The organism is Actinoallomurus vinaceus, assembly GCF_039542055.1.
Taxonomy (GTDB): domain Bacteria; phylum Actinomycetota; class Actinomycetes; order Streptosporangiales; family Streptosporangiaceae; genus Actinoallomurus; species Actinoallomurus vinaceus.
The window spans coordinates 306396-328951 of sequence record NZ_BAABHK010000001.1; the positions used below are offsets into that span (position 1 = coordinate 306396).

The window sequence follows — 22556 nt, forward strand, 5'->3', positions numbered from 1 at the left end:
ACGGTCTGCTCAGGGCAGCAGCGCCAGCTTGCCGACGGTGGCCCGAGCTTCCAGTTCCGCCAGCGCCTTCGGCCCGTTGGCGAGATCGTAGACAGTGGGATGGGCGGGGCCGAGCACCCCGGCCGCGAGGAGCCCGGACAGTTCGCCCATGACCTCGCCGAAGATCTGCGGCGCGAATTGGGTCAGGGTGCCGATGTTCAGGCCGATGACGTGGATCTGGTGCTTGAAGACCAGTTCCCAGTTGGTGATCGCGGCTTCGCCGCCGGCTAGGCCAGAGACGACGACCCGGCCGGTGACCCGCTTGGCCGCGGCCAGACTGGCGTCGAGGGTGGCGCCGCCGACCGACTCCAGCACCAGATCGGCGCCCGCGCCGCCGGTCAGCCGCAGGACCTCCGAGGCGATGTCGGTGCCGCGGGAGTCGATGACGTGGTCGGCGCCCAGCGCCCGTACCACCTCGTGCTTGCCCGGTGAGGCCGTAGCGATCACCGTCGCGCCGTAGTGCTTGGCCATCTTCACCGCGGCCTGCCCGGTCCCGCCGGCCGCGGCGTGGATCAGCACGGTCTGACCCGCGGTGACGCCGCCCAGTGGTCTGAGCGCGGCCAGCGCGGTCGGCCAGTTCACGACCAGGCCGAGCGCCTGCTCGTCGGCCCAGCCCGCCGGCACCGGCACCGCCCCGGCCGCGGACAGCACCATGTACTCGGCGAAGGCGCCGTATCCAACGCCGATGACGTGGCTGCCGGGCTCCAGGCCGGTCACCCCCTCGCCGATGGCGGTGACTTCGCCGACGCCCTCGATGCCCGCCAGGTAAGGCGGCTGCGGGCCGCCGCCGAACGTGCCGCCGGCCTGATAGATGTCGCAGTAGTTGACACCGGCGGCGGTGACGCGGATCAGGACCTCACCCGGGCCGGGCGTCGGCACCGGCGCGTCAGTGATCAGGCGCAGGTCCTGCGGGCCGTTCAGTGACGTTTGCTGCAGGGCGCGCATGGTCGCGGGAATGCTCGTCGCAGTCACCCGATGCAAGTTAGCCCGAACAGGTCGCCGCAGGGCACCGGCACGCCCGCTCCTTCATCGCATCAAAGTAAATTTGATCGAACGGAAAACAAGCAAGGAGACGTGTACAGGTGGCTACTCGCGGCAGGCCGCGCACGTTCGATCCGGACACGGCCCTGCGTCAGGCGCTGGAGGTGTTCTGGGAGCGGGGTTATGAGGGGACCTCGCTGAACGACCTGGTCGCGGCCATGGGTATCGCCTCGGCCAGTATCTACGCCTGCTTTGGCAGCAAGGAGGACTTGTTCCGCAAGGTCATGGCGCTTTACGGCACGACCTCGGGCGGGCCGCCCAGGCGTGCGCTGAGCGAACAGCCGACCGCGCGTGCCGCGATCGAGGCCATGCTGGGCGCCACCGCCGATGAGATCACCCGCCCCGACGCCCCGCGCGGCTGCATGCTCATCCTGGCCGCGCCCACCGGCGCCGTGGAGAACCACGCGGTCCGGGAATTCCTCGCCGGGTTGCGCCGCGGCATGCTCGGCGAGATCAGGGACCGGCTCGCCCGCGGTGTCACCGACGGCGACCTCACCGTGTCGCTCGCCGAGCTCGACGCCATCGCCCGCTACTACACCACCGTGGTGCAAGGCCTTTCCATACAAGCCCGCGACGGCGCCACCCGCGCCGAATTGGAAGCGGTCATCACCTGCGCGATGGCCGCGTGGGACACACTCACGTCCACGCCGTCACACGTCGGCGGTTGAGCCGAAGAGCACGCTTGGAGTAGTCGCTCACCTTTCCTTACGCCGACGATTTGCCTGTCCCCACTGCTCGCTGGCGGTCAAGGGAAAGGTCTGCAGATGGATTCGAACTCAGGGGTCCGCGTTCGCCTGATCGACGAGGCGGACGCGACGGGCCGTTTGGCAGAGCTCTACGAGCGGGCCAAGGAGGTGACCCGGCTGGACTTCGTGCCCGACATGTTCCGGCTGGTCTCCTCCCGGCCCGAACTGCTCGAGACCATGCTGGCCGGCTACAACGGCGTCTTCAATCACGGCCGGCTGCCGCGGGAGACCAGGGAGATGATCTCCGCCTGGACGTCGAAGGTGAATCAGTGCCCGTACTGCGTCGGCACGCACAACTTCTTCCTCCAGGTCTTCGGTGGCAGCAAGGAGCTCGCCCATGCCATCGAAACCGCGGAATCGCCCGACGACCTCCCGGTGGACGAACGCGACCGCGTGCTGCTGCACCTGCTGACCAAGCTCAGCCTCAGCGCCTATCGGATCACCGACGCGGACTGGCAGCGGGCACTGGACGTCGGCTGGACGGCGGATGACCTGCTCGAGGCGTTCTTCTGCGCGGCCCTGTTCAACTTCATCACTCGTCTGGTCGACGGCCTCGGGCTCGGCACCACGGTGACGAGGAGCCGCATCTCCCAGCAGGAACTGCCGGACGGCTCCGGATCGGCCACGGCCGCCACGGTCGCCACGGCGGACTGAGGCCGGGGCCGACCATGGAACCATCCCGTGCGGTTCTGATCACCGGTGTCTCATCACTGAGCGGCCTCTCATCGGGTACCGGCAGAGCTCTCGCGCTCCGGCTGCACCGTGCCGGATGGCCGGTCTACGCGAGCGGCCGGAGCCTGGAGGGTCTCAAGGATCTGGCGCAAGAGGGCATCACCACCCTGCGAGTCGACGTGACCGACGAGGAGTCGATGACCGCGGCGGTCGACCGGATCACCGCGGAGCACGGCGCGGTCGGCGTGCTGATCAACAACGCCGCGTACAGCCTCAACGGCACGATCGAGCAGACCCCGGTGGACGAGGTTCGCCGGCAGTTCGAGACGAACGTCTTCGGGCTCTCCCGGATGACGCAATTGGTCCTACCGGGCATGCGGGCGCAGGGGGCGGGCCGCATCGTCATCATGTCCTCGATCTTCGGGCTCTTCGCGACCCCGGGGCGCGGCTACTACGAGGCCACGAAACACGCGCTCGAGGCGATCGGTGATTCGCTCCGGCTGGAGGTACACCGGTTCGGCATCAAGGTCGTGGTCATCGAGCCTTCGCCGATCCTCGGCGCGTTCGTCCCGACCACCGTGGGCGATCTGGGGCTCACTCCCAGGTCCGGCGAAGATCCCTACGGCGATTTCTGGGAGCGCTTCGTCGTCTGGCACGGCGCCTATCGGGAAGTCGAGCATCCGAAGGGCCGGGGTCGGCTGTCGCTTCGCGCCGGCGACGTCGCCGCCCTCGTCGAGAAGGCGATCACCGTACGCCGTCCGCGGATCCGCTACCGCATCGGTATACCGGTGCGGCTGCTTCGACCGCAGCGCGTGCTCTTCGGGGAGCGGGCCTGGGAGAAATTCGTCCGCACGTTCTTCCCGACGCCGTAGCCGGTGCGCGCCGCATTATGGCGAAGCCCCATTCACCTGTTATGGGCAAAACGGGAGAAGACTGCAGCGCTCGATATGAGGACACTGAGCCATAGGTGACGTAGACGGGCCGTCGGCGGTCGAATTCACACTTCACGGCGGCAAGAGAGGGTGGCGCGTTATGCGCAGGATACTGATCGTCGGCGCTGGGCAGGCCGGGCTGCATCTCGCGCTCGGGCTGCAGCGGCACGGATACGACGTGACCGTGGTGTCGGCGCGGACGGCCGACGAGATCGAGCACGGCAACGTGATGTCGACGCAGTTCCAGTTCGACAGCACGCTCAAGTTCGAACGCGACCTCGGGATCTACTTCTGGGACGGACAGGCACCCCACACCCCGGACACCCGCTTCATGCTGGGCGCCGGCGGGCCCACTCCGGTCGTCGAGTGGGGCAGCCCGCTGAAGAAGCCGGGCGCGGACGTCGACCAGCGGGTCAAAATGTCGCGCTGGCTCCGGCTGTTCGAAGAGAACGGTGGCGACCTGGTCATCCACAAGGCCACTGTCTCCGACGTCGACAAGTGGGCGGGCGCGTACGATCTCGTCGTCGTCGCCGCGGGCAAGGACCGACTGGCCGAGATATTCGAGCGCGACGCGGCCCGTTCACCCTTCACAGAGCCACAGCGCATGCTCTCGGTCGTCTACGTCAACGGCTTCCAGCCCGATCCGGCAGGCCCCGGCGACCACTCGGTGGACTTCCACCTGCTGCCGGAACGGGGCGAGATGATCGTGATGCCCGCGCTGACCGTCTCAGGTCCCTGCCACATCCTGTTCTTCGAGGCCATACCCGGCGGGGAACTGGACGTGTTCAGCGACGTCTCCTCCCCCCAGCAGCACCTGGAGCGTTTCGTCGAGCTGCTGGAACAGCACGTGCCATGGGTGCGCGAGCAGTACGGCAAGCTGGAGCTCACCGACCCGGGCGGTACGCTGCGCGGCGGGTTCACCCCCACCGTCCGGCGGCCGGTCGCGACGCTGCCCTCCGGCGGTCGGGTGCTGGGCATGGGGGACGTCGTCGTGGCCAACGACCCAATCACGGGTCAGGGGTCGAATATGGCCGCCAAGTGCGCGGCCGTCTACCTCGACAGCATCCTGGACCACGGGGACCGGCCGTTCGACGACGCCTTCATGGAGCGCGCCTTCGAGACGTTCTGGACGCTGCACGGGCGCGCGACCACCGAGTGGACGAACATGATGCTGTCGCCACCGCCCCCGCACGTGCTCGAGCTCCTGGGAGCCGCGAGCCAGTTCAGCGCGATCGGCAACCGCTACATTGAGGGATTCGACGACCCCAACGACTTCGCCGAATGGTTCATGGATTCCGACAAGGCCGCCGCCTACCTCGCCGAGGTCGTCGGCGCCGCTGCCGGACCGGCTCGCTGAGACCCGTCAAGGGCCCGGGTCGGGCGCCGTGACCAGTACGGACTCGCGCTGTCGCGCTTTATCGTTTCTAGGTGCGAATAGTTGACGGAGTTATGGTGGCAGCATGGATAAAAAGCGCAGCTACAACGAAGGATGCGCGGTCTCTCATGCGCTGGATCTCGTGGGGGAGCGTTGGGCGCTCCTGGTGGTTCGCGAGCTCATGCTCGGGCCGAAGCGCTTCGGCGACCTTCGAGCCGGCCTGTGCGGTGCCAGCTCGAACATCCTGACGAGGCGGCTTCGCGATCTCGAGGAGATCGGTGTGCTGCGCAGGCACCGCGCGGGTGTACCGGTGAGCACGACCGTGTATGAACTGACCGACTGGGGCCGGGCCCTGGAGCCCGTTCTCTTCGCGCTGGGCAACTGGGCGGTGGTGTCGCCCTTCTGGGACCGGCAGGCCCCTTCGACCGTCGATTCGCTCCTGCTGGCGTTGCGCTCGATGGCCGGGATGATCTTTCCCGGTGGTGCTCCCGTCGCCGGCACTTGCGACATGCGAGTGGACGACGATCGGTTCACCATGCGCTTCGGTGACACCGGACTGAACATCGCCCGTGCCGCCGCCCACGAGGCCGACGCTGTCGTCCAGATCGACGCCGGCACCCTGAAAGCGTTGATCAACGGCGACGAGACGCTCGACGACGCCATCGACGCGGGGCGCGTGACGCTCGGCGGTGACGAGCGGTTGATCAGGTCCCTGATCAAGTAGTCGGAAATTGCGCTCTGATACTGACGTTCGATTTAGCGTGACGGTGTTGCACGGGCTCGGAGGCCTCTGTAGGCTCGCAGTGCAAAAATTGAAGCAGATGCTTGCAGAAAGTTCAGAACTCTAGTCAGCCTCGCCGCAGGCCTGCAGAGCCTCCTGAAGGAGTGAGCACACCATGGCATCCGCCGAAACCGGGGTGGCCGCACCCCATAAGGGCTGGACGCTGATCCTCAGCTCGTTAGGCGTCTTCATGGCCGCCCTGGACGCCCTCGTCGTGACCACGGCCCTGCCCGTCCTGCGCACCAGCTTCAAGGCGAACCTCGGCGACCTCGAGTGGACCATCAACGCCTACGTCCTCACGTTCGCCTGCGTCCTGCTGTCGGTGGCCGCGCTGGCCGACCGCTTCGGGCGCCGCAGGGTGTACGCGATCGGGCTCGTCATCTTCGCGGCGACGTCGGCGGTGGCGGCGCTCTCCCCGAACGTCGGTGTGCTGATCGCGGCCCGCGCCGGCGAAGGGCTGGGCGCCGCGGTCATCATGCCCGTCTCGCTCACGCTGATCAGCGACGCCTTCCCGGTCGAGAAGCGGGGCGCGGCGATCGGCATGTGGGGCGCGGTCTCGGGCTTCGCGGTCGCGGTCGGGCCGGTCTTCGGCGGTGCGGTCGTCAACGGGCTCAACTGGCACTGGATCTTCTGGTTCAACGTACCCATCGGCCTGGTGGCCGGCCTGCTCTCGCTGTCGCGGTTGACCGAGAGTTACGGACCGCGCCAGCCTCTCGACCTCTACGGGCTGGCCCTGGCCTGCGTCGGCTTCTTCCTCCTGGCCTGGGGGCTCGTACGGGTCAGCAGCGTCGGCTGGGCAAGCGCGCAGGTCGTCATCTCGCTGATCGCCGGAGCGGTCGTCGTGGCGGTGTTCCTCGTGGTCGAGAGGCGCAGGCGCACGCCGATGGTGCGCCTGGATCTCTTCCGCAACCGGGCCTTCAACGCGGCGAGCTGGGTCAACTTCTTCATGTACGCACCGCTGTTCGGTGCGCTGTTCCTCATGTCGCAGTTCTTTCAGTCCGGGCTCGGCGACTCCCCGCTCAGGGCGGGCCTGCACCTGCTCGCCTGGACGGGCGTGTCCATGTTCATCGGCCCGGTCGTCGGTCCCCTGGCCGACAAGTTCGGCAACCGTCCGTTCATGGCCCTGGGCATGGCCCTGCAGGCGATCGGGTTCGGATGGGTGGCGATGGTCGCCACGCCCGGCATCGGCTTCGGTGGGCTCATCGGCGCGCTGCTGGTCGCCGGAGTGGGCATCGGCATCGTCTTCCCGACCGTCGCGAACGGAGTGATGACCTCGGTGGGGCCGGACCAGACCGGCATCGCCTCGGGTACCAGCGCGACACTGCGCGAGCTGGGTGGCGTCTTCGGGGTCGCGCTCACCGCGAGCGTCTTCGCCCACCCGGGCAACTACACGTCCCATCAGACCTTCATCACCAACTTCAGCCACGCGCTCTGGCTGTGCGCGGCGTTCTCGGCGGTCGGCGCCCTCGTGTCGCTGGCGTACCCGGGACACGGCGCTCTCCAGGCCCAGCACCGGCCGCGCAGCCTCTCGGAAACGGCCATTCCGTCGACGGCCGACGGCTGATTCACATGGCAGAAAGGAGACGAGGCCGGCGCATACCTTCCCATTCCGCGTGATCCTTAGCACACGAGAGAAATGAGGGTACGAGCTTGACTACGCAAGAGCAGAAGCAGGAAGAGACCGCCGTCCTCGACGTCGTCAAGGGCGTCCACGAGGCCTGGAACAAGGCCGACCCGGACCTGTTCGTCGCCGATTACCTCGAGGACGCCAGCGCGACCCTGCCCGGCTCGTTCATGAAGTCGCGCGAGGAGATCCACGCCGCCATGGCGTTCTCGTTCAACGGGCCGCTGAAGGGCACGCGGGCGTCCGAGAAGGTGCTGGACGTCCGGTTCCTCAACGACGAAGCGGCCGTGGTCATCACCGAGACCGGCGTTCTGATCCCCGGAGAGAGCGAGGCCCCGCCCGAGCGGACGGCGTACGCGACCTGGGTGCTCACCAAGCGGAACGGCAAGTGGCTGCTCGCGGCCTACAGCAACAGCCCCTCGGTCGGGCCCGGCCAGCGGTAATCGCGGGCTGATATGACTGTGCCCCGTCCCGGGCCGCCCGGGACGGGGCCACTGCGTTGGGTCAGCGATCGCGCAGCAGCGCGGCCGCCCGTTCGCCGATCATGACGACGGTGAGGTGCGTGTTGGCGCAGACCATGCTGGGCATGATGGACGCGTCCACGACGTGGAGGTTCTCCGCCCCGTACACCGCGCAGTGCTGATCGACGACCGCCCGCGGGTCGCCGGCCGGCCCCATGCGCGCCGTGCCCACCGGGTTGTAGGCGCTGTCGACGGCGCTCTCGATGTAGCCGCGCAGGGCCTGGTCGTCGTCCATGACACGCTCGTCCACCGCGACCACCTGCTCGCCCTTGTCGAAGATCTTCGGTGAGCGGGCCAGCTCCCAGCAGCCCCTGACGCCGTCGGCGAGCAGGCCATAGTCGCGCTCGTCGGAGAGGTACCCCAGATCGACGGCAGGAGCGGCGTACGGGTTGGACGACGCGAGGGTGACCCGGCCGCGCGAGTGCTGCCGGCGGAGCACGACCATCACGCCGAACACCGCCCTGGCCCCGGCGACCCGCCGTAGTTCGGGGAAGTGGTGGGTGAGATCGAAGCGGTTGACCATCGCGTAGTACAGGTCGTTGAATCGGTCGGCGCTCGTGCGGGTCACGATCTGGCCGGTCGACTTGCCCTCGTTCTCGTAACCCGGCTTGGGAGTCATGAACACGCCGATGCGCGGCTGGTCGGTCAGCCCCGCGCCCACGCCGGGCAGATCCGCCCGCACGGAGACGCCAAGTGCCCGCAGGTCCGCTGCGGGCCCGATACCCGAGCGGAGCAGGATCGCCGGTGAGCCGACCGCTCCGGCCGCCAGGATCACGCGCCGCGCGCGGATCGCTTCGAACGAGCCGCCATCCGCGGACAGGACCACGCCCACCGCGCGCTGTCCCTCGAACACGACCCGGTCGACGATGGCGCGGGGCAGGATCGCGAGGTTCTCACGCTCCGCGGCCGGCCAGAGGTACGACATCGCCGTCGAGACGCGGATCCAGGGATCGCGCCGGTTCGACGGGATCGGCCCGACGCCGGTCGACTCGGGGTGGTTGTGGTCGTCGGCCCACGGGTGGCCGGCGGTGAGGCAGGCGTCGCGGAACTCCTGTTGCACCGCGGTCAGTTCCTCGGGGCGCCACCGCCGGATGGGCACCGGGCCGCCGCGGCCGTGGAAGTCGCGGCCGCCGAAGTCCAGATCATCCTCGAGGGCACGGAAGACCGGGTGCACGTGCTCCCAGGACCACAGGGGGTTGCCGTCCTTCGCCCACTCGTCATAGTCCTGCGGCGTGCCCCGGATCGCGACCGTGTTGCCCACTGCCGAGGAGCCGCCCGTGACCTTCGCGAGCGGGAACATGACGCGGCGGTTCCGCGTGAGCCGAGCCGTGAACCCCCAGCTGTGATCCACCAGCGACATCGTGTTGGCGTCGAGGAGGTCGTCCGGAGTCGTCCCGGTCGCCCGATAGTGCGGCCCGGCCTCGACCAGCAGCACCCGCCGGCCGGGGTCCTCACTCAGGCGGGCGGCCAGCACGGAGCCGGAGCTGCCGGCCCCCACGACGATGTCGTCAAAAGCCTCCGACGTCGACATGAGTGCTCCTCAACGCTTGCGGGCGAGGCCGGACCACATGGGCAGCGGCTTGGGTCCAGAGGCGCCCTGTGGCGGCCTCCACAGTTCCGTCTCCACGACCCCGGGCGGTACGACGTCCATGCCGTCGAAGAACCGCTCGACCTCGGATCGGGTCCGTCGCGTCACGGACTCGCCGGTCTGCTTGTCCATTTCCGTGAGCATCGCGTTCATCGCCGTGTCCGCGTCATCCTTGGCGAAGTGGGAGAGCGCCAGATAGCTGCCGGAGGGGACGGCGCCGAGCAACTCGTCCAGGATCCGCTGGGGCCCGTCGGAGTCGTCCACGAAGTGGAGCACGCCGAACAGGATGAGCCCGACGGGCCGGGAGAAGTCGAGCGTCGCGGCGGCTCTGCGGAGGATGTCCTGCGGATCGCGGAAGTCGGCCTCGAGGAAGACGGTGTCGGGGTCGGAGGCGAGCAGATACTGCCCATGGGCCGCGACGGAGGGGTTGCTGTCGACGTAGACGACGCGGCAGCCGGGCGCGACCGCGCGTGCGGCTTCGTGGGTGTTGCCCATGGTCGGCAGTCCGCTGGCCAGGTCCAGGAACTGCCGAATCCCGCACTCGCCCGCGAGGTGTCCGACGATACGCCGGAGGGAGTCGCGCGCCGCGTGGAGGTCGACACGCACTCCCTCGACACCACCGGTCTCGCCCGGCCAGTTGACGAACGCGTGGTCGCCGACGCCGCGGTCGGACGCGAAGTGCTGGGTCCCGCCGAGCAGGTAGTCCATGATCCTCGCCGTGTTGGGGATCATCGGGTTCACCCCGGCCGGTGCCTGTTCCAGATCCATCGTCGGTTGGTTCTCCAGCATGCTGCAGCCTCCTTCGCGCCGCGGCACCGGAGCTCGCGGCGTTGACGAGAACAGCGTGATCCCGCGGGCACGCCGGGGCTTCTCTCTCCGTGCCCGGCGCGCGAACAGCGCCGGGCACGGACGGAGTAGTCCGCCGCGCCCGCCGATGCGACGCTCGACAAGAGAGACGCGGAACTCCGTGTCCCGGAGGCGACGTACGACTGTTTCGCGTCGCGCTTCCCGCAGCCCAGGTCAGCGAGGATCATTTATGACGCCTCAATACGATGACATCGTCGTCGGCGCCGGGTCGGCCGGCGCCGTACTCGCCGCACGGCTGAGTGAGGACGCGTCGCGGCGCGTGCTTCTCCTCGAGGCCGGCCCTGACTATCTGACGCCGCAGGAGACACCCGGCGACATCCGCTCCGGCAACGCGATGTCCTTTCACGACCACGATTGGCAGTTCAAGGCCGACATCCGCGACGGGCGCAGGATCCGCTATCCGCGCGGCAAGGTGACAGGCGGCTCGTCGGCCGTCGGCGCCACGGTCGCGCTGCGCGGGATTCCCGCGGACTACGACGAGTGGGCGCGAGCCGGGAACCCGGCGTGGTCCTGGCAGGAGGTGCTCCCGTACTTCCGGCGCCTGGAGGACGACCTCGACTTCGGCGGTGAGTACCACGGACAGGGCGGCCCGTACCCGATCCGCCGCTGGCGCCCCGACGAGCTGGTACCGGGACAGGTCGCCTTCGTCGAGGCCTGCGTCGAGGCAGGCTTCCCCGAGGCCAAGGACCACAACCATCCCGAGGCCACGGGCGTGGGCCCGATCCCGTCGAACCGGCGTGACGCGGTGGACCGGGTCACCACGGCGATGGCCTACCTGACGCTGGCGCGCGGGCGCCCCAACCTTGACATCAGGGCCCATACGGTCGTCGACCGGATCGTCTTCGAGGGGGAGCGCGCGGCCGGCGTGGTGGCCGGCGCGGCCGGCGGCGGCTACGAGACGATCAGCGCGCGGCGCGTGATCCTGGCGGCCGGCGCCGTGGCGTCGCCGATGATCCTCATGCGGTCCGGCATCGGCCCCGCGGCGGAGCTGCGGCGGCTCGGCATCGACTGCCGCGCCGACCTGCCGGGCGTCGGGGCGAACCTTGTGGACCACCAGCGAACCGGCGCGTTCCTCACCCCGCTCGCCGGAGCGTGCGACCCGTCAGGCCCGTTCCTTCAGGAGATCCTCCGCACGACCGCGTCCGGCTCCGATGAGACGAACGACCTCCAGTACTACATGGTGAACCACTTCGACCTGGCACACTTCCCCGAACTCCAGATGCTCGCGGGGACGACGATGATCCTCGGCGTCATGGTGGTGTCGCAGCGGCCGCGCTCCCGCGGGACACTCATGCTGACCTCCACGGATCCGCTGTCGCAGCCGCGGATCGAGCTGAACTTCCTCGGCGACGGTGGTCGGGAGCTCGACCTTCTCGTGGAGGGTGTGCGCACCTCCTGGCGCCTGGCGAACCACCCCGGCATCCGCGGGCTGGGGCAGGGCTTCGTCATCCTCCGTGAGGCGATGATCGATAACGACGACATGATCCGGCAATACGTCAAGACAAGCCTCGACAGTGCGTACCATCCGGTCGGTACGGTGCGGATGGGGCCGGCGGAGGATCCCTCGACCGTCGTTGACGAGCGGTGCGCGGTGCACGGGCTGGAGTCCCTCTACGTCTGTGACGCTTCGGTGATGCCCAACACCGTCCGCGCGAACACGAACCTCACCTCGATCATGATCGGCGAGCGTACGGCCGACTGGCTGCGCGAATAGCCGGACGGCATGGACCGGCCGGGGCGGATCATCCGCCCCGGCCGGTTCCATGCTCGGCGGAACTCCGTCAGGTCACCGGGCGTACCGTCATCTGCAGGCCGCCGCGGATCCGCAGGGTCAACATCGCCTCGCCGGTCACCTGGTATCCGGGTGCCTTTGTCAGACGCAGGTCGCGGGCGACCGTCGCGAGCGCGACGGTGGCTTCCATCATGCCGAGGCTGTTGCCGACGCAGAACCGCGGCCCCGCGCCGAACGGGATGTAGGAGTAACGGTTCCTGCCCGCTGACGCGGCGGGGGTGAATCGCTCCGGATCGAAGCGCGTGGGCGCCGTCCAGAACGTCGGGTGCCGGTGCAGCAGGTACGGGCACAGCAGCACGTCGGCGCCGGCGGGGACGGGGAATCCGCCGATCTCGTCGTCCGCGCGGGCGATCCGCGGAAGCAGCCAGACCGGGGGATGCAGGCGCATGGTCTCTTCGAGGACCTGCGTCGTGTAGGTGAGCCCGCGCAGGCTCTCGGCGGTCAGCGGGCCGCGGCCGAACACTTCGACGGCCTCGTCGTGCAGCCGCCCCCATGCCTCCGGGTGCTCGTCGAGCAGGTGTAACGTCCAGGTCAGCGTGCTGGCCGTGGTCTCGTGCCCGGCGAGCAGCAGGGTGACCAGCTCGTCGCGCATGCGGATCCGCCCGGCACGCTGGTCGGGTTCGTGGCGGACCGACTCGATCAGCCGCGAGATGATGTCGTCGCCGGCGGGCCTGGCGGCGCGATCGGCGGCCAGCTTGTCGACGATGCGCTGAAGGTCCCGCCTGGCCCGCCGGAAGCGTGTCTGCAGAGGCAGCGGAAGCCAAAGCGGCACCGTTCCCAGCGTGATGGCGTCGAACATCGCCTGGTTCTGGACGGCCTCGAACGACCCGCCGATCGACTCGAACACGCCGAGGTCGGCGTCGACCAGCGTGCGCCCGAGCACGCCCAGGGTGAACGCGGTCATCTCCGCGCGCATGTCCACCGGGCCCTGGCCGACATGGGAGCGGAGCCGTGTCGTCAGCTGCTCGGCCTCGTCGGCGATGGCGCCGAGCTGACCGGCGATCCGTCTGGCCTGGAAGACCGGCTGGATCGTCTTGCGCTGCTTGCGCCAGAGCTCTCCCTCGCTGGTGAGCAGGCCGTCCCCGAGGGCGCGCCGGGCGTGGACCATGCCCAGGCCCTTGGTGTAGTTCTCGGCGTTGTCGGCCAGGACGTGCTTGGCGTAGTCGGGGTGGTTGAAGAAATAGAGCGTCTTAGGCCCGAGCCGCAGGCGGACCGCGTCACCGTACTCGGCGGCTGCCCACGTCATGACATCCAGACGGCTCCGCACCATCCTGGCCAGGACGGCCAACGTGGAGGTGAGGGGCGGCCCGGGCATCCGATGGCCGGTCCGCGCGGCCGGCGGACTCGTGGTCGTCACGGCGCGGTCCGCAGCTCGGCGAGCCCCGAGGCGATGCGTCGCCGCCAGAGCTCGTAGGCGGGGACGTCCGAGGTGCCGAAGGGCTCGGCGCGGGCCGCGTCGGCCAGGTCGGACGCCTGTTCCGGCGTGACGCCGCAGAGCAGGCCGGACGCCATCGTGGTGTGCGGCGTCACAAGGCCGGCGCGGAACCGGGCGGCGCCGGCGAACACACTGCCTTGCGCGACCTGCGGCAGGTGGTTCCGGCCGCGCCGCAGGAAGGCCCGCAGCTCCGCCTCGTCCGCCGCGCCCGCGTACGTCGCGGCCAGGCCGGCGCCGCTGTAGAGATCGGCCCGCCGGCTCTCGTCGAACGCGTCGATCAGGTCGGCGGCCACGTCGGGGTCGGCTCCGCCGACGAACCAGATCGCCCGCCCGATGCCCTGGTCGATCACCCGGCTCGCGTACCGGGCCGGGCCGCCGGCCGGCCAGGGGAAGTTCGGCTCCTGGTACTGCCGGCGCACGTACCGGTCCGTATAGAAGTAGGCCTGGTGGAATCCATAGCCGTCGAGGGCGAGCCAGCGCAGCAGCGGATCCGCCGCGGCGGCGGACGCCTTCGCCCAGCGGAACCGCGGCAGCCGGGCCATGGCCCAACCGATCCCGACGTAGACCATGTACACGTGGTTCCGGGCCCTGCCCTCGAGGAACCGGCTCACCTGGCGGCCTCCGAACGGGAGGCCGTCGCGTATCGCGAAGCCCATGCCGGCGCCCTCGTAGGCGAAACCGCGAAACTGCCACGGCAGCTCCTCGAGACGCTCCTCGGCCTCCGCCGGCTCGCGCGCCTCGGCGGCGTACGCGTATCCGGTGAGGAAGGTCTCGCCTATCGTCTCCAGCATCGTCCGCGCGGCAGGACCTTTCACGTGGAACCCGCGGACCGAAAGGTTCGCCTCCTTCATACTCGGCGTCAGAATTCGGCGTCTGAGCGCTCGCCAACCACTGGCCATTTTTCCTCTCCTCTCGGGGGATCGCCCGAAGGCCCGAAGATCCGAGCGGGATCTCGCAACCCGGCGTTCGGCGCGCCCACTCCCTGTTTGCCGACATGACGCCGCGTCAGTGCGACGCGAACTCCGGGTCCCACCGCACGGTCGGCACGGGCTCGGGAAAGAACCGGTTGTCCAGCTCCGGCAGCGCCATCAAGATCGGCAGGTCGGTCAGGTCCACGGCGCGCATCGGGATGCGGAGTTCGACGTTCTGGCCGTCCCGCATGACGACGGGCTCTCCCGCGCCCACGAAGCGGGGATTGCGGGCCCATGGTCGGGGATCGACGTCGGCCCAGCGCACCGCGACGGCGACGGCGCGGACGTACCACTCACCGACAGGCACCGAGCCGAGCCGGTACTCGCGCACGCGGCAACCGTCGGTGGGGCAGTCGAGGATGTCGCAGGAGACCGGCATCCCCTCGACGATGGGGCTGCCGAACGCACCGACATAGACGCGAAGCTCCGTGCTGCCCGGCGGCAGTACCACCGTCCCGTGCACCGCGCCGGACCGGCGGTACGCGTCCGTCTCGGGGGGCGAGAACGACGGCCGGTCACCGTGCAAGAGCGCCCGGAAGCGGGTCGGCGACACGCCGACACTCCGGGTGAATCGGGTGGTGAACGTTCCGAGGCTGTTGTACCCGACCTTGTAAGCGATTTCCGTAACGCTCAGCGACGTCTCCAACAGGAGGCTCTTCGCTCTGGAAAGGCGAATCGTGCTCAGGAATCGCCCCGGCGACGTGCCGGTGACGGACCGAAAGACCCGCGAGAAGTAGAACTTGCTCAATAATGCGGCACCGGCAATGTCATCCATGGACAGTGGTTCACTGTAGCGATCCCACATCGTCGTTATCGCGCGCTCCACCGCCACCCTGCACATCTCCTCCACTGGACCCCCATCCCCTAGATGCACCCGATTATGCGCACGTCTCCTGCGGCCATACTTCTTTGACGTTGCCTGCATCGGTGTGATCAGGCGCAAGCACGGCGACCGGCCCGGCTGAGAGCTCCATGCCGGCTTCTCCGAAATTGCGGTTAATTTGGAAGAAGCCACGCGCCGCCGAGGTCCCTAGGCTGATCAGGGTTACTGCGTACTCCCACCGCACGGGATCGAGGTGATGACGCAGGCGACGCTCTTCCACCGGAGCTGTGCCGTTGCCGAATTCTCACCAAGGCAAGGTAAGAGAAGACCGGTCGCGGAGCCCGGCACCATGCTGGTCATGGCGAGTGCAGGCGCTCTACAAGAAGCTCATCCACAGTCAATCGCGATTATGGGGAACCATGTTGACCAACCGATATGAAGTGGCAATCCTCGGATCGGGAATCGGTGGCTCGATGCTCGCGTGCATCCTCGCCAAGCAGGGGGTGTCGACTCTCCTGCTCGAGGGGGCGAGCCATCCGAGGTTCACCATCGGTGAGTCGTTGATACCGGAGACCGGCCTACGCCTGCGTATCGTCGCCGACAAGTACGGTGTCCCGGAGATCGGATGGATCGGCACGTTCCACAAACTGCGTAACCACGTCAGCAGCAATTGCGGCGTGAAGCGCTCGTTCGGCTTCATGTATCACCGTGCCGGTGAGGAGAACCGCCCCGAGGAGATCAACCAGTTCGGGACGCTGGCACCGCCCGTCGGCCCCGACTCGCATCTGTTCCGCCAGGACACCGACGCCTTCCTCGCGGCGCTCTCGGTCAAGTACGGGGCGACGTTCCACGCCCAGACGCGTATCTCCGAAATCAAGTTCGGGGACGACGAGGTCGAACTGCGCGCGGACTCCGGCCAGAGGTACCACGCCAAGCTCCTGATCGACGCCTCCGGCATGCGGTCGATGGTCTCGGACCAGCTCGGCATGCGCGACGAGGTGCCGCGCTTCCGTACCGACACGCGCGCCATCTACACCCACATGATGGGGGTCAGAAGCGCTGATCTGCTGCTGGACTCCAGGAGCAGGCGCCGGCTGATCTCGCCGCTCGGCCAGGCCACCATGCACCACGTCTTCGACGGTGGCTGGATGTGGGTCATACCGTTCAGCAACCACCGCGACGCCACCAACCCCCTGACGAGCGTGGGGCTGATGCTCGACCGGCGCAGGCATCCCGAGCCGCAGGGGACGCCGGAGCTGGAGTTCCGCCGGATCATCTCCGCCTACCCGACGATCGCGCGCCACTTCGCCGAGGCGAACGCCGCGCGGCCGTGGATCAGGTCGGGCCGCATCCAGTACTCGTCGCCGCACCTGATCGCGCCCCGCCTGATCCAGCTCCCGCACGCGGCCGCGTTCATCGACCCCCTCTATTCCAGCGGCATGTCGGTGCTCATCGTCGCGGTCGACCTGATCGCCGAGGCGCTGCTGAAGGCCGTCGCCGACGACGACTACGCCATCGAGCGGTTCCAGTTCGTGGAGGACGTGGTCAACCGCGGGTTCGACCACTACGACGCGATCGTGTCCGGGGCGTTCGACTCGTTCGCGAGCTACGACACCTGGAACGCGTGGAACCGCAACTGGGTCATGGGGAGCCTGCTCGGCACGTTCGGCCCGTTGTCGCTCTGGATGCGCTACCACAAGACGAAGGATCGCTCGTACCTGCAGAAGACGACCGAGCCGAGCCGCATGGGTGTGCTCGGTAGCCATCTGCCGGGCGTCGTCGAGGTGGTACAGGCCTCGCGTGCCGACATGGACGCCGCGATCGCCGGCGAGATCACCCACGCGGAGGCGAGCGAGCGCATCTTCGCACGGTTCCGCGACGTCGAGTTCCTGCCGCCGTACATGGGGTTCGGCGATCCCAAGAAGACCGCCACGGCGACGTTCACCCTGATCCCCGGTGCCCGCCACGTCACCTGGTACCGGCTCCACGGCGACGCGACGTACCGGGAGAACTGCACCTTCCCGCTGCTGACGTACGCGCGCGACGGCGCGGCCTTCGTACTGGGGGAGGCACGTCAGGCGTGGCGGCGTGGCTTCTCCGCCCTGCGTGACGTGTTCTTCGCGGACAACGGCGATTGGCACCACACGGCGCCGGCGCTGGCCGCACACCGAGACCTCGCGACGCCGATTCGGGCGATCGCCCCCTTCGCGGACGAACTGGCCGAGTTCGACCGCACCGAGAGTCCGCGGAGCGCGGCCTCATCGACCGGGGTCGGCTGAGCGTGCCGCGCCGCGGCCCAGGGCCGTGCGCGGCGGGATACGCCCGCGTGCTGTTCCGCCCCGCGCATGCGGCTGCCCACCCATGCCCATTCGATGAGACGCCCCACATTTTCATGAACGTCGTTTCGAGAGGAGATAGCAGTGAGGCTACGTGAGCGTCTCCGTCGGCTGGTGCCGGGAGTGCTGGTCGTCGTCGTCGGCACGTCGCTGTCCATCAGCGCGAACGGCGCGGTCGGGGTATCCGGCGGCGCACAGGCCGCCGCGAAGTACAAGTTCCAGGAGCTGCCCATCACGCTGCCACCTGGCTACGACAACCAGCACATGAACACGATCCGTGAGGTGAACCCGGCCTATTACAAGATCCGCTCCTGGATCTCCGCGGTCGGGGCCAGCATCGCCATCAACGACGTCACCGGTCACGGCCGCGCGGACGGCATGTGCGTCGTCGACACCCGGACCAACAAGGTGATCGTGACCTACACGCCCACAGCGCCGGCAGGCGACCGGTTCACCCCGTTCACCCTCGACGCGGCACCGCTGCCGTACGACGACACGATGGCACCGACCGGCTGTGCGCCCGGCGACTTCACCGGCGACGGCCGCATGGGCTTCCTCGTGACGTACTGGGGACGGACCCCGATCCTGTTCCTGCCGAAGTCGGACGCAAAGACACCTTCACCGAGCGCGTACGCGCCGCGGGAACTCGTGCCCGCACGATCGCTCGACGGCAAGTACCACGGCCCGCGCTGGAACACGGACGCCGTGTACATCGGCGATCTCGACGGCAGCGGGCACCCGTCGATGGTCGTCGGCAATTATTGGCCCGACTCGGACGTGCTGGACCCGAACGGCCTCAAGAACGTCGTGATGCCCAACAGCCTCTCTTCCGGGAACAACGCCGGCGGCGATCACGTGCTGCGCTGGGTCAGCGCGGCGTCGGGCACCGACCCGCGGGCCAACTATGTCGAGCAGGAGAACGCGATCCCGTTCCAGGTCTCCACCGGCTGGTCGCTCGCGATCGCCGGAGCCGACCTCACAGGTGACGCTCTGCCCGAGGTCTACATCGCCAACGACTTCGGCCACGGCCATTTCCTTTACAACAAGTCGACCCCGGGCCGCATCAAGTTCATCGAGGCCAAGGGGGTACGCAACCCGACGACCCCGAAGTCGTTCGCGCTCGGAAACGGCTCCTTCAAGGGAATGGGCGTCGACTTCGCCGACCTGAACGGCAAGGGCAAGTTCGACTTCCTGGTCAGCAACATCAACGTCCCCTGGGGCCTGCAGGAGAGCAACTTCGTCTTCGTCAACCAGGCCAAGAACGATGCCGAAATGGCGCGGCAGCTCAGCAGCGGGACCGCCCCGTTCACACAGGAGGCCCAGCAGTACGGTCTGGCGTGGACCGGCTGGTGTTGGGACGTCAAGACGGGCGACTTCCTCAATGCCGGCGAGCAGGACGTGGTCCAGACCGACGGCTTCATCAAGGGCAGCGTCAGCCGGTGGAACTGGCTGCAGGAGGCGGCCACGATGAACGACGATCTGCTGTCCAACCCGGCGATGTGGCCCAACTTCCAGCCCGGCGACGACGTTTCGGGCCACGAGGCCCTCGCCTTCTATGTCAGGAACTCCAGCGGCGCCTACGTGAACATCAGCTCCGCGCTGGGCCTCGCGGTGCCGACTCCGACTCGCGCGGTCGCCACCGGCGACACGACCGGCACGGGCACACTGGACTTCGCGGTGGCCCGGCAGTGGGGACCTCCGGCGTTCTACGCCAACACGGCGCCGCACCGCGGCAACGCCCTCGAACTCAAGCTCTACCGCCCGTCCACCAACCCGGCCGACGCGAGCAACGGCCTGGGGGCGATCCGCGCTCCCGCCTACGGCGCCACAGTGGAGATCACGACGCCGCAGGGCACCCAGATCTCACAGCTCGACGGTGGCGGCGGCCACGTCGGTTTCCGCAGCTTCGACGTCCATTTCGGGCTTGGTCCGTACGCCGGCCCCGTCTCAGTCCACATTCGGTGGCGTGATGTCAACGGAGCCCTGCACCAGCAGAAGCTCTCGCTCATGCCCGGCGTCCACAACCTCGTGCTCACCGGCACCGTTCAGGAGGTTTCCAGCCGATGACCGCCGTCTTGAAACACCCTGCGGGCGACAGCGCTCCGTCGAGCGCGACGGTCAGACCCGCGAAGCCGAAGCCGGATCCGCGGTATCTCGCACTGCGCAACTTCGCACTGTCGATCAGCATCTTCAACGTCTTCGGCTACACCCTCCTCGGCTTCGAGCAGCCCTACATATGGCCGATCATCGCCGTGCTGACGGGGTACACGACCGAGATCACGCTCGAATTGATCAGCGCGTGGGCGTACCGGCGACGGCCGCGGTTCCTGGGCGCGGGACCACGCGGCATGTACGAGTTCCTGCTGCCGTCGCACATCACGGCCCTCGCAGTCAACATGCTGATCTACGCCAACAACCAGATCCTGCCGGTCATCGTCGGCGTGTTCGTCGGTGTCGCGGGCAAGCACGTGTTTCAGGCACCCGTCGGCGGGCGGATGCGGCACTTCATGAACCCGTCGAACTTCGGCATCACGGCGGTTCTGATCTTTTTCAGCAGCTGGGTCAGCATCGCGCCGCCGTATGAGTTCACCGAGAACGCCAACACCTACTTCCGCGTGATGATCCCATTCATCATCATCACCGCCGGCACCGTTCTCAACGCCATGCTCACCCGCAAGGTGCCTCTGATCGTCGGCTGGATGGGCGGCTTCGCCATCCAGGCCTTCGTCCGGCACGGCATCTGGGACGTCGCGCTCTTCTCCGCGCTCGGCACGATGACCGGGGTCGCGTTCGTGCTCTTCAGCAACTACATGATCACCGACCCGGGAACGACGCCGACGAAGGCGCGCGCCCAGTTCATGTTCGGCAGTTCGGTCGCGGTCGTCTACGGGATTCTGATGGAGTTCAACGTCACCTACACCCTCTTCTTCGCACTTGTGATCGTCTGCAGCGTCCGCGGCCTCGGCTTGTGGGGCGCCCACTTCATCAAGCGTTCGCGCTCTCGGCGCATGTCCGACGCCACCCTGGTGACCGGAGAAGGACCGGTCCGGGTGCCGGAGGCGACGGATGTGGGGGCTGCGCAAGCATGAGCGAGCACCGCCCTGCGGCATCGATGCGGTTCGCCCTCATCGACTGATCACAAGCCGCCTCACCGGACTGGAGTGATCGCCACCCACGACAGGGGCGATCACTCCATCTTCGTCGGCGAACTCCTTGATATGGGCCGGCGGGCCTCCGCGGACACGGCCAATCGTGGCCAGAACTGACACCCAGGACTTCCAGCGTTCCTCGGCACGGTTCGATACTGTCAATGCGTCGCAAGTTCGCTCATTTGTGCAATACCGGGTGGGCTTGGGATATACGCCGGGGTGCTCGGAAAAGGGAGATCTCTGCCATGGACGAACAGGTAGTCGGCGGGTCGGCCGGTGAGATGCCCGACGACGCTGCCGGAGCCCATGTGTCGCCGGCGGCGTCCGTCACGCCCAACGATCCGCAATACGCCGACTGCGTGCGTGGCGGCAATCAGCGGTACATCGGCGCACCGGAGTCCGTTCGCATCGTCAACTCCACCGAGCAGGTCGTGCAGGTGGTGCAGGAGGCGGTCGACAACGACAAGCGGTTGACCGTCATCTCCAGCGGGCATTGCTTCGAGGACTTCATCTTCAGTCCGGACGTCCAAATCGTCATAGACATGTCGCAAATGGACAGAACGTACTATGACCCCGCACGCAACGCAGTCGCGGTCGAATCCGGCGCAACGCTCCTAAAAATCTACGAGACAATGTATAAGGAGTGGGGCGTCACCATTCCGGCCGGCTTGTGCTACTCGGTCGCCGCGGGTGGACACGTCAGCGGCGGCGCTTGGGGACCGTCCAGCCGCGACCACGGCCTCGTGGTGGACCACCTGTACGCGGTCGAGGTCGTGGTGGTCCGCGGGAACGGCCGCGCACACGCCGTTGTCGCGACGCGGGACCCGAACGACCCCAACCACGACCTGTGGTGGGCGCACACCGGTGGTGGTGGCGGCAACTTCGGGGTGGTCACCCGATACTGGTTCCGTTCGCCCGGCGCGACCGGAACCGATCCACGCGGCCTGTTGCCCCAGCCTCCCAAAGAGCTGCTGCTCAGCGCGATCGCCTGGTCCTGGAACGACATCGACCAGACCGCGTTCATGAACCTCGCCCGCAATTACGCCAGCTGGCACGTACACAACGGCGATGCGGATAATCCGCTGCGCGCCGTGACCAGCTATCTGATCCTCAATCACCGGTCCAACGGGCAGCTCGGCCTGATCACACAGGTGGACGCGACTGTGCCCGGGGCGGAGCAGATTTTCGCGGACTACCTGCGATACATCACCGACGGGGTGTCGGCGAAGACCGGTGCGCTCACCAACGCGATGACCGAGCACAGCCCCAAGCCGCAGTTCGCGGAGCCCATCCGGCTACCGTGGCTGGAAGCGACGCGGTTCAACGGCACCACCAACCCCGCCCAGAACGATCCGACGTACCGCGCCGAGTTCAAGTCGACATTCATGCGCGGCGTGTTTCCCGACCAACAGCTCGCTGCGCTCTACCAAGGCCTGAACGCCCCCACGATCAACAATCCGTTGGTCGGCGTGCAGTTCACGCCCTATGGCGGGCGGACCAGGGCGGTGGCGCCGACCGCGACTGCGTCGGTGCACCGCGGTGCGGCGTTCAAGATGCTCTTCTCGGCACAATGGCACGACCCGACCCAGGACGACGTGCACATCTCCTGGGCGAGGGACACCTATGGCTCGCTGTACCCCGACACGGGCGGCGTTCCGGTGCCCAATGACGTGACCGACGGCTGCTATGTGAACTACCCGGACGCCGACCTGTCCGACCCGCTGTACAACCGGTCCGGCACGCCCTGGTACACCCTGTACTACAAGGAGAACTATCCACGCCTCCAGCAGATCAAGCGGCGTTGGGACCCGAGGAACTTCTTCCGGCACCGGCAATCCGTGCAACTGCCGTAGCCGGGACTTTG

Annotated in this window: 18 protein-coding genes; 12 read left to right on the forward strand and 6 right to left on the reverse strand. The window is 68.0% G+C overall.

Going from position 1 to position 22556, the window contains the following annotated elements:
* Positions 1-9: 9 nt before the first annotated feature.
* On the reverse strand, positions 10-1011 hold the full coding sequence (locus ABEA24_RS01395) for an NADPH:quinone oxidoreductase family protein (protein WP_345428486.1): 1002 nt from the start codon (positions 1009-1011) through the stop codon (positions 10-12).
* 110 nt (positions 1012-1121) lie between these two features.
* Between ABEA24_RS01395 and ABEA24_RS01400 the strand changes: the two genes are divergently transcribed.
* The 7 genes from ABEA24_RS01400 to ABEA24_RS01430 all read left to right on the forward strand — a co-directional run bounded on the left by ABEA24_RS01400 (position 1122) and on the right by ABEA24_RS01430 (position 7653).
* Positions 1122-1748 (forward strand): TetR/AcrR family transcriptional regulator, encoded by a 627-nt coding sequence (locus ABEA24_RS01400; RefSeq protein WP_345428488.1) that lies wholly within the window; start codon positions 1122-1124, stop codon positions 1746-1748.
* A gap of 96 nt (positions 1749-1844) precedes the next feature.
* Complete coding sequence (locus ABEA24_RS01405; RefSeq protein ID WP_345428490.1) at positions 1845-2480, forward strand: carboxymuconolactone decarboxylase family protein; 636 nt, start codon at positions 1845-1847, stop codon at positions 2478-2480.
* Positions 2481-2494: 14 nt separating this feature from the next.
* The gene (locus ABEA24_RS01410; protein WP_345428491.1) at positions 2495-3370 is read left to right on the forward strand and encodes an SDR family NAD(P)-dependent oxidoreductase; all 876 of its coding nucleotides are present in this window, start codon (positions 2495-2497) and stop codon (positions 3368-3370) included.
* A 160-nt stretch (positions 3371-3530) separates the two neighbouring features.
* On the forward strand, positions 3531-4787 hold the full coding sequence (locus ABEA24_RS01415) for a styrene monooxygenase/indole monooxygenase family protein (protein WP_345428493.1): 1257 nt from the start codon (positions 3531-3533) through the stop codon (positions 4785-4787).
* Between the two features lie 103 nt (positions 4788-4890).
* On the forward strand, positions 4891-5529 hold the full coding sequence (locus ABEA24_RS01420; protein WP_345428495.1) for a winged helix-turn-helix transcriptional regulator: 639 nt from the start codon (positions 4891-4893) through the stop codon (positions 5527-5529).
* Between the two features lie 172 nt (positions 5530-5701).
* Positions 5702-7150 (forward strand): MFS transporter, encoded by a 1449-nt coding sequence (locus ABEA24_RS01425; protein ID WP_345428496.1) that lies wholly within the window; start codon positions 5702-5704, stop codon positions 7148-7150.
* Between the two features lie 86 nt (positions 7151-7236).
* Complete coding sequence (locus tag ABEA24_RS01430; protein ID WP_345428498.1) at positions 7237-7653, forward strand: SgcJ/EcaC family oxidoreductase; 417 nt, start codon at positions 7237-7239, stop codon at positions 7651-7653.
* Between the two features lie 61 nt (positions 7654-7714).
* Here the strand turns inward: ABEA24_RS01430 and ABEA24_RS01435 are convergent, their stop codons facing one another.
* Both ABEA24_RS01435 and ABEA24_RS01440 read right to left on the reverse strand, forming a co-directional pair.
* Positions 7715-9262 carry a GMC family oxidoreductase gene (locus tag ABEA24_RS01435; protein ID WP_345428499.1) on the reverse strand — a complete coding sequence of 516 codons (1548 nt, stop codon included), beginning with the start codon at positions 9260-9262 and terminating at the stop codon, positions 7715-7717.
* A gap of 9 nt (positions 9263-9271) precedes the next feature.
* A complete protein-coding gene (locus ABEA24_RS01440; protein WP_345428501.1) occupies positions 9272-10108 on the reverse strand; it encodes an SAM-dependent methyltransferase in 837 nt (278 codons plus the stop codon).
* Between the two features lie 247 nt (positions 10109-10355).
* On the opposite strand from ABEA24_RS01440, the gene ABEA24_RS01445 reads away from it, so the two are divergent.
* A complete protein-coding gene (locus tag ABEA24_RS01445; RefSeq protein ID WP_345428502.1) occupies positions 10356-11900 on the forward strand; it encodes a GMC family oxidoreductase in 1545 nt (514 codons plus the stop codon).
* Positions 11901-11967: 67 nt separating this feature from the next.
* On the opposite strand, the gene ABEA24_RS01450 is transcribed toward ABEA24_RS01445, so the two are convergent.
* The 3 genes from ABEA24_RS01450 to ABEA24_RS01460 form a co-directional block, all read right to left on the reverse strand.
* Positions 11968-13335, reverse strand: coding sequence for a cytochrome P450 (locus ABEA24_RS01450; protein ID WP_345428504.1), 1368 nt, complete (start codon positions 13333-13335; stop codon positions 11968-11970).
* Complete coding sequence (locus ABEA24_RS01455; RefSeq protein ID WP_345428505.1) at positions 13332-14312, reverse strand: DUF1702 family protein; 981 nt, start codon at positions 14310-14312, stop codon at positions 13332-13334. Before ABEA24_RS01455 ends, ABEA24_RS01450 begins: the two co-directional genes overlap by 4 nt.
* A 106-nt stretch (positions 14313-14418) precedes the next feature.
* Entirely contained in the window at positions 14419-15309 is an 891-nt protein-coding gene (locus ABEA24_RS01460; protein ID WP_345429600.1) for a helix-turn-helix transcriptional regulator, read from the reverse strand.
* 263 nt (positions 15310-15572) lie between these two features.
* Here ABEA24_RS01460 and ABEA24_RS01465 point away from each other — a divergent pair, with 263 nt between their 5' ends.
* The 4 genes from ABEA24_RS01465 (at position 15573) to ABEA24_RS01480 (ending at position 22545) form a co-directional block, all read left to right on the forward strand.
* Positions 15573-17486, forward strand: a complete 1914-nt coding sequence (locus tag ABEA24_RS01465) for an NAD(P)/FAD-dependent oxidoreductase (RefSeq protein WP_345428507.1) — start codon at positions 15573-15575, stop codon at positions 17484-17486.
* 141 nt (positions 17487-17627) lie between these two features.
* Complete coding sequence (locus ABEA24_RS01470) at positions 17628-19610, forward strand: CRTAC1 family protein (protein WP_345428508.1); 1983 nt, start codon at positions 17628-17630, stop codon at positions 19608-19610.
* Positions 19607-20632, forward strand: coding sequence for an enediyne biosynthesis protein (locus tag ABEA24_RS01475; protein WP_345428510.1), 1026 nt, complete (start codon positions 19607-19609; stop codon positions 20630-20632). The genes ABEA24_RS01470 and ABEA24_RS01475 overlap by 4 nt, the downstream gene beginning before the upstream one ends.
* A gap of 305 nt (positions 20633-20937) precedes the next feature.
* On the forward strand, positions 20938-22545 hold the full coding sequence (locus tag ABEA24_RS01480) for an FAD-binding oxidoreductase (RefSeq protein WP_345428511.1): 1608 nt from the start codon (positions 20938-20940) through the stop codon (positions 22543-22545).
* The last annotated feature ends 11 nt before the right edge of the window (positions 22546-22556 follow it).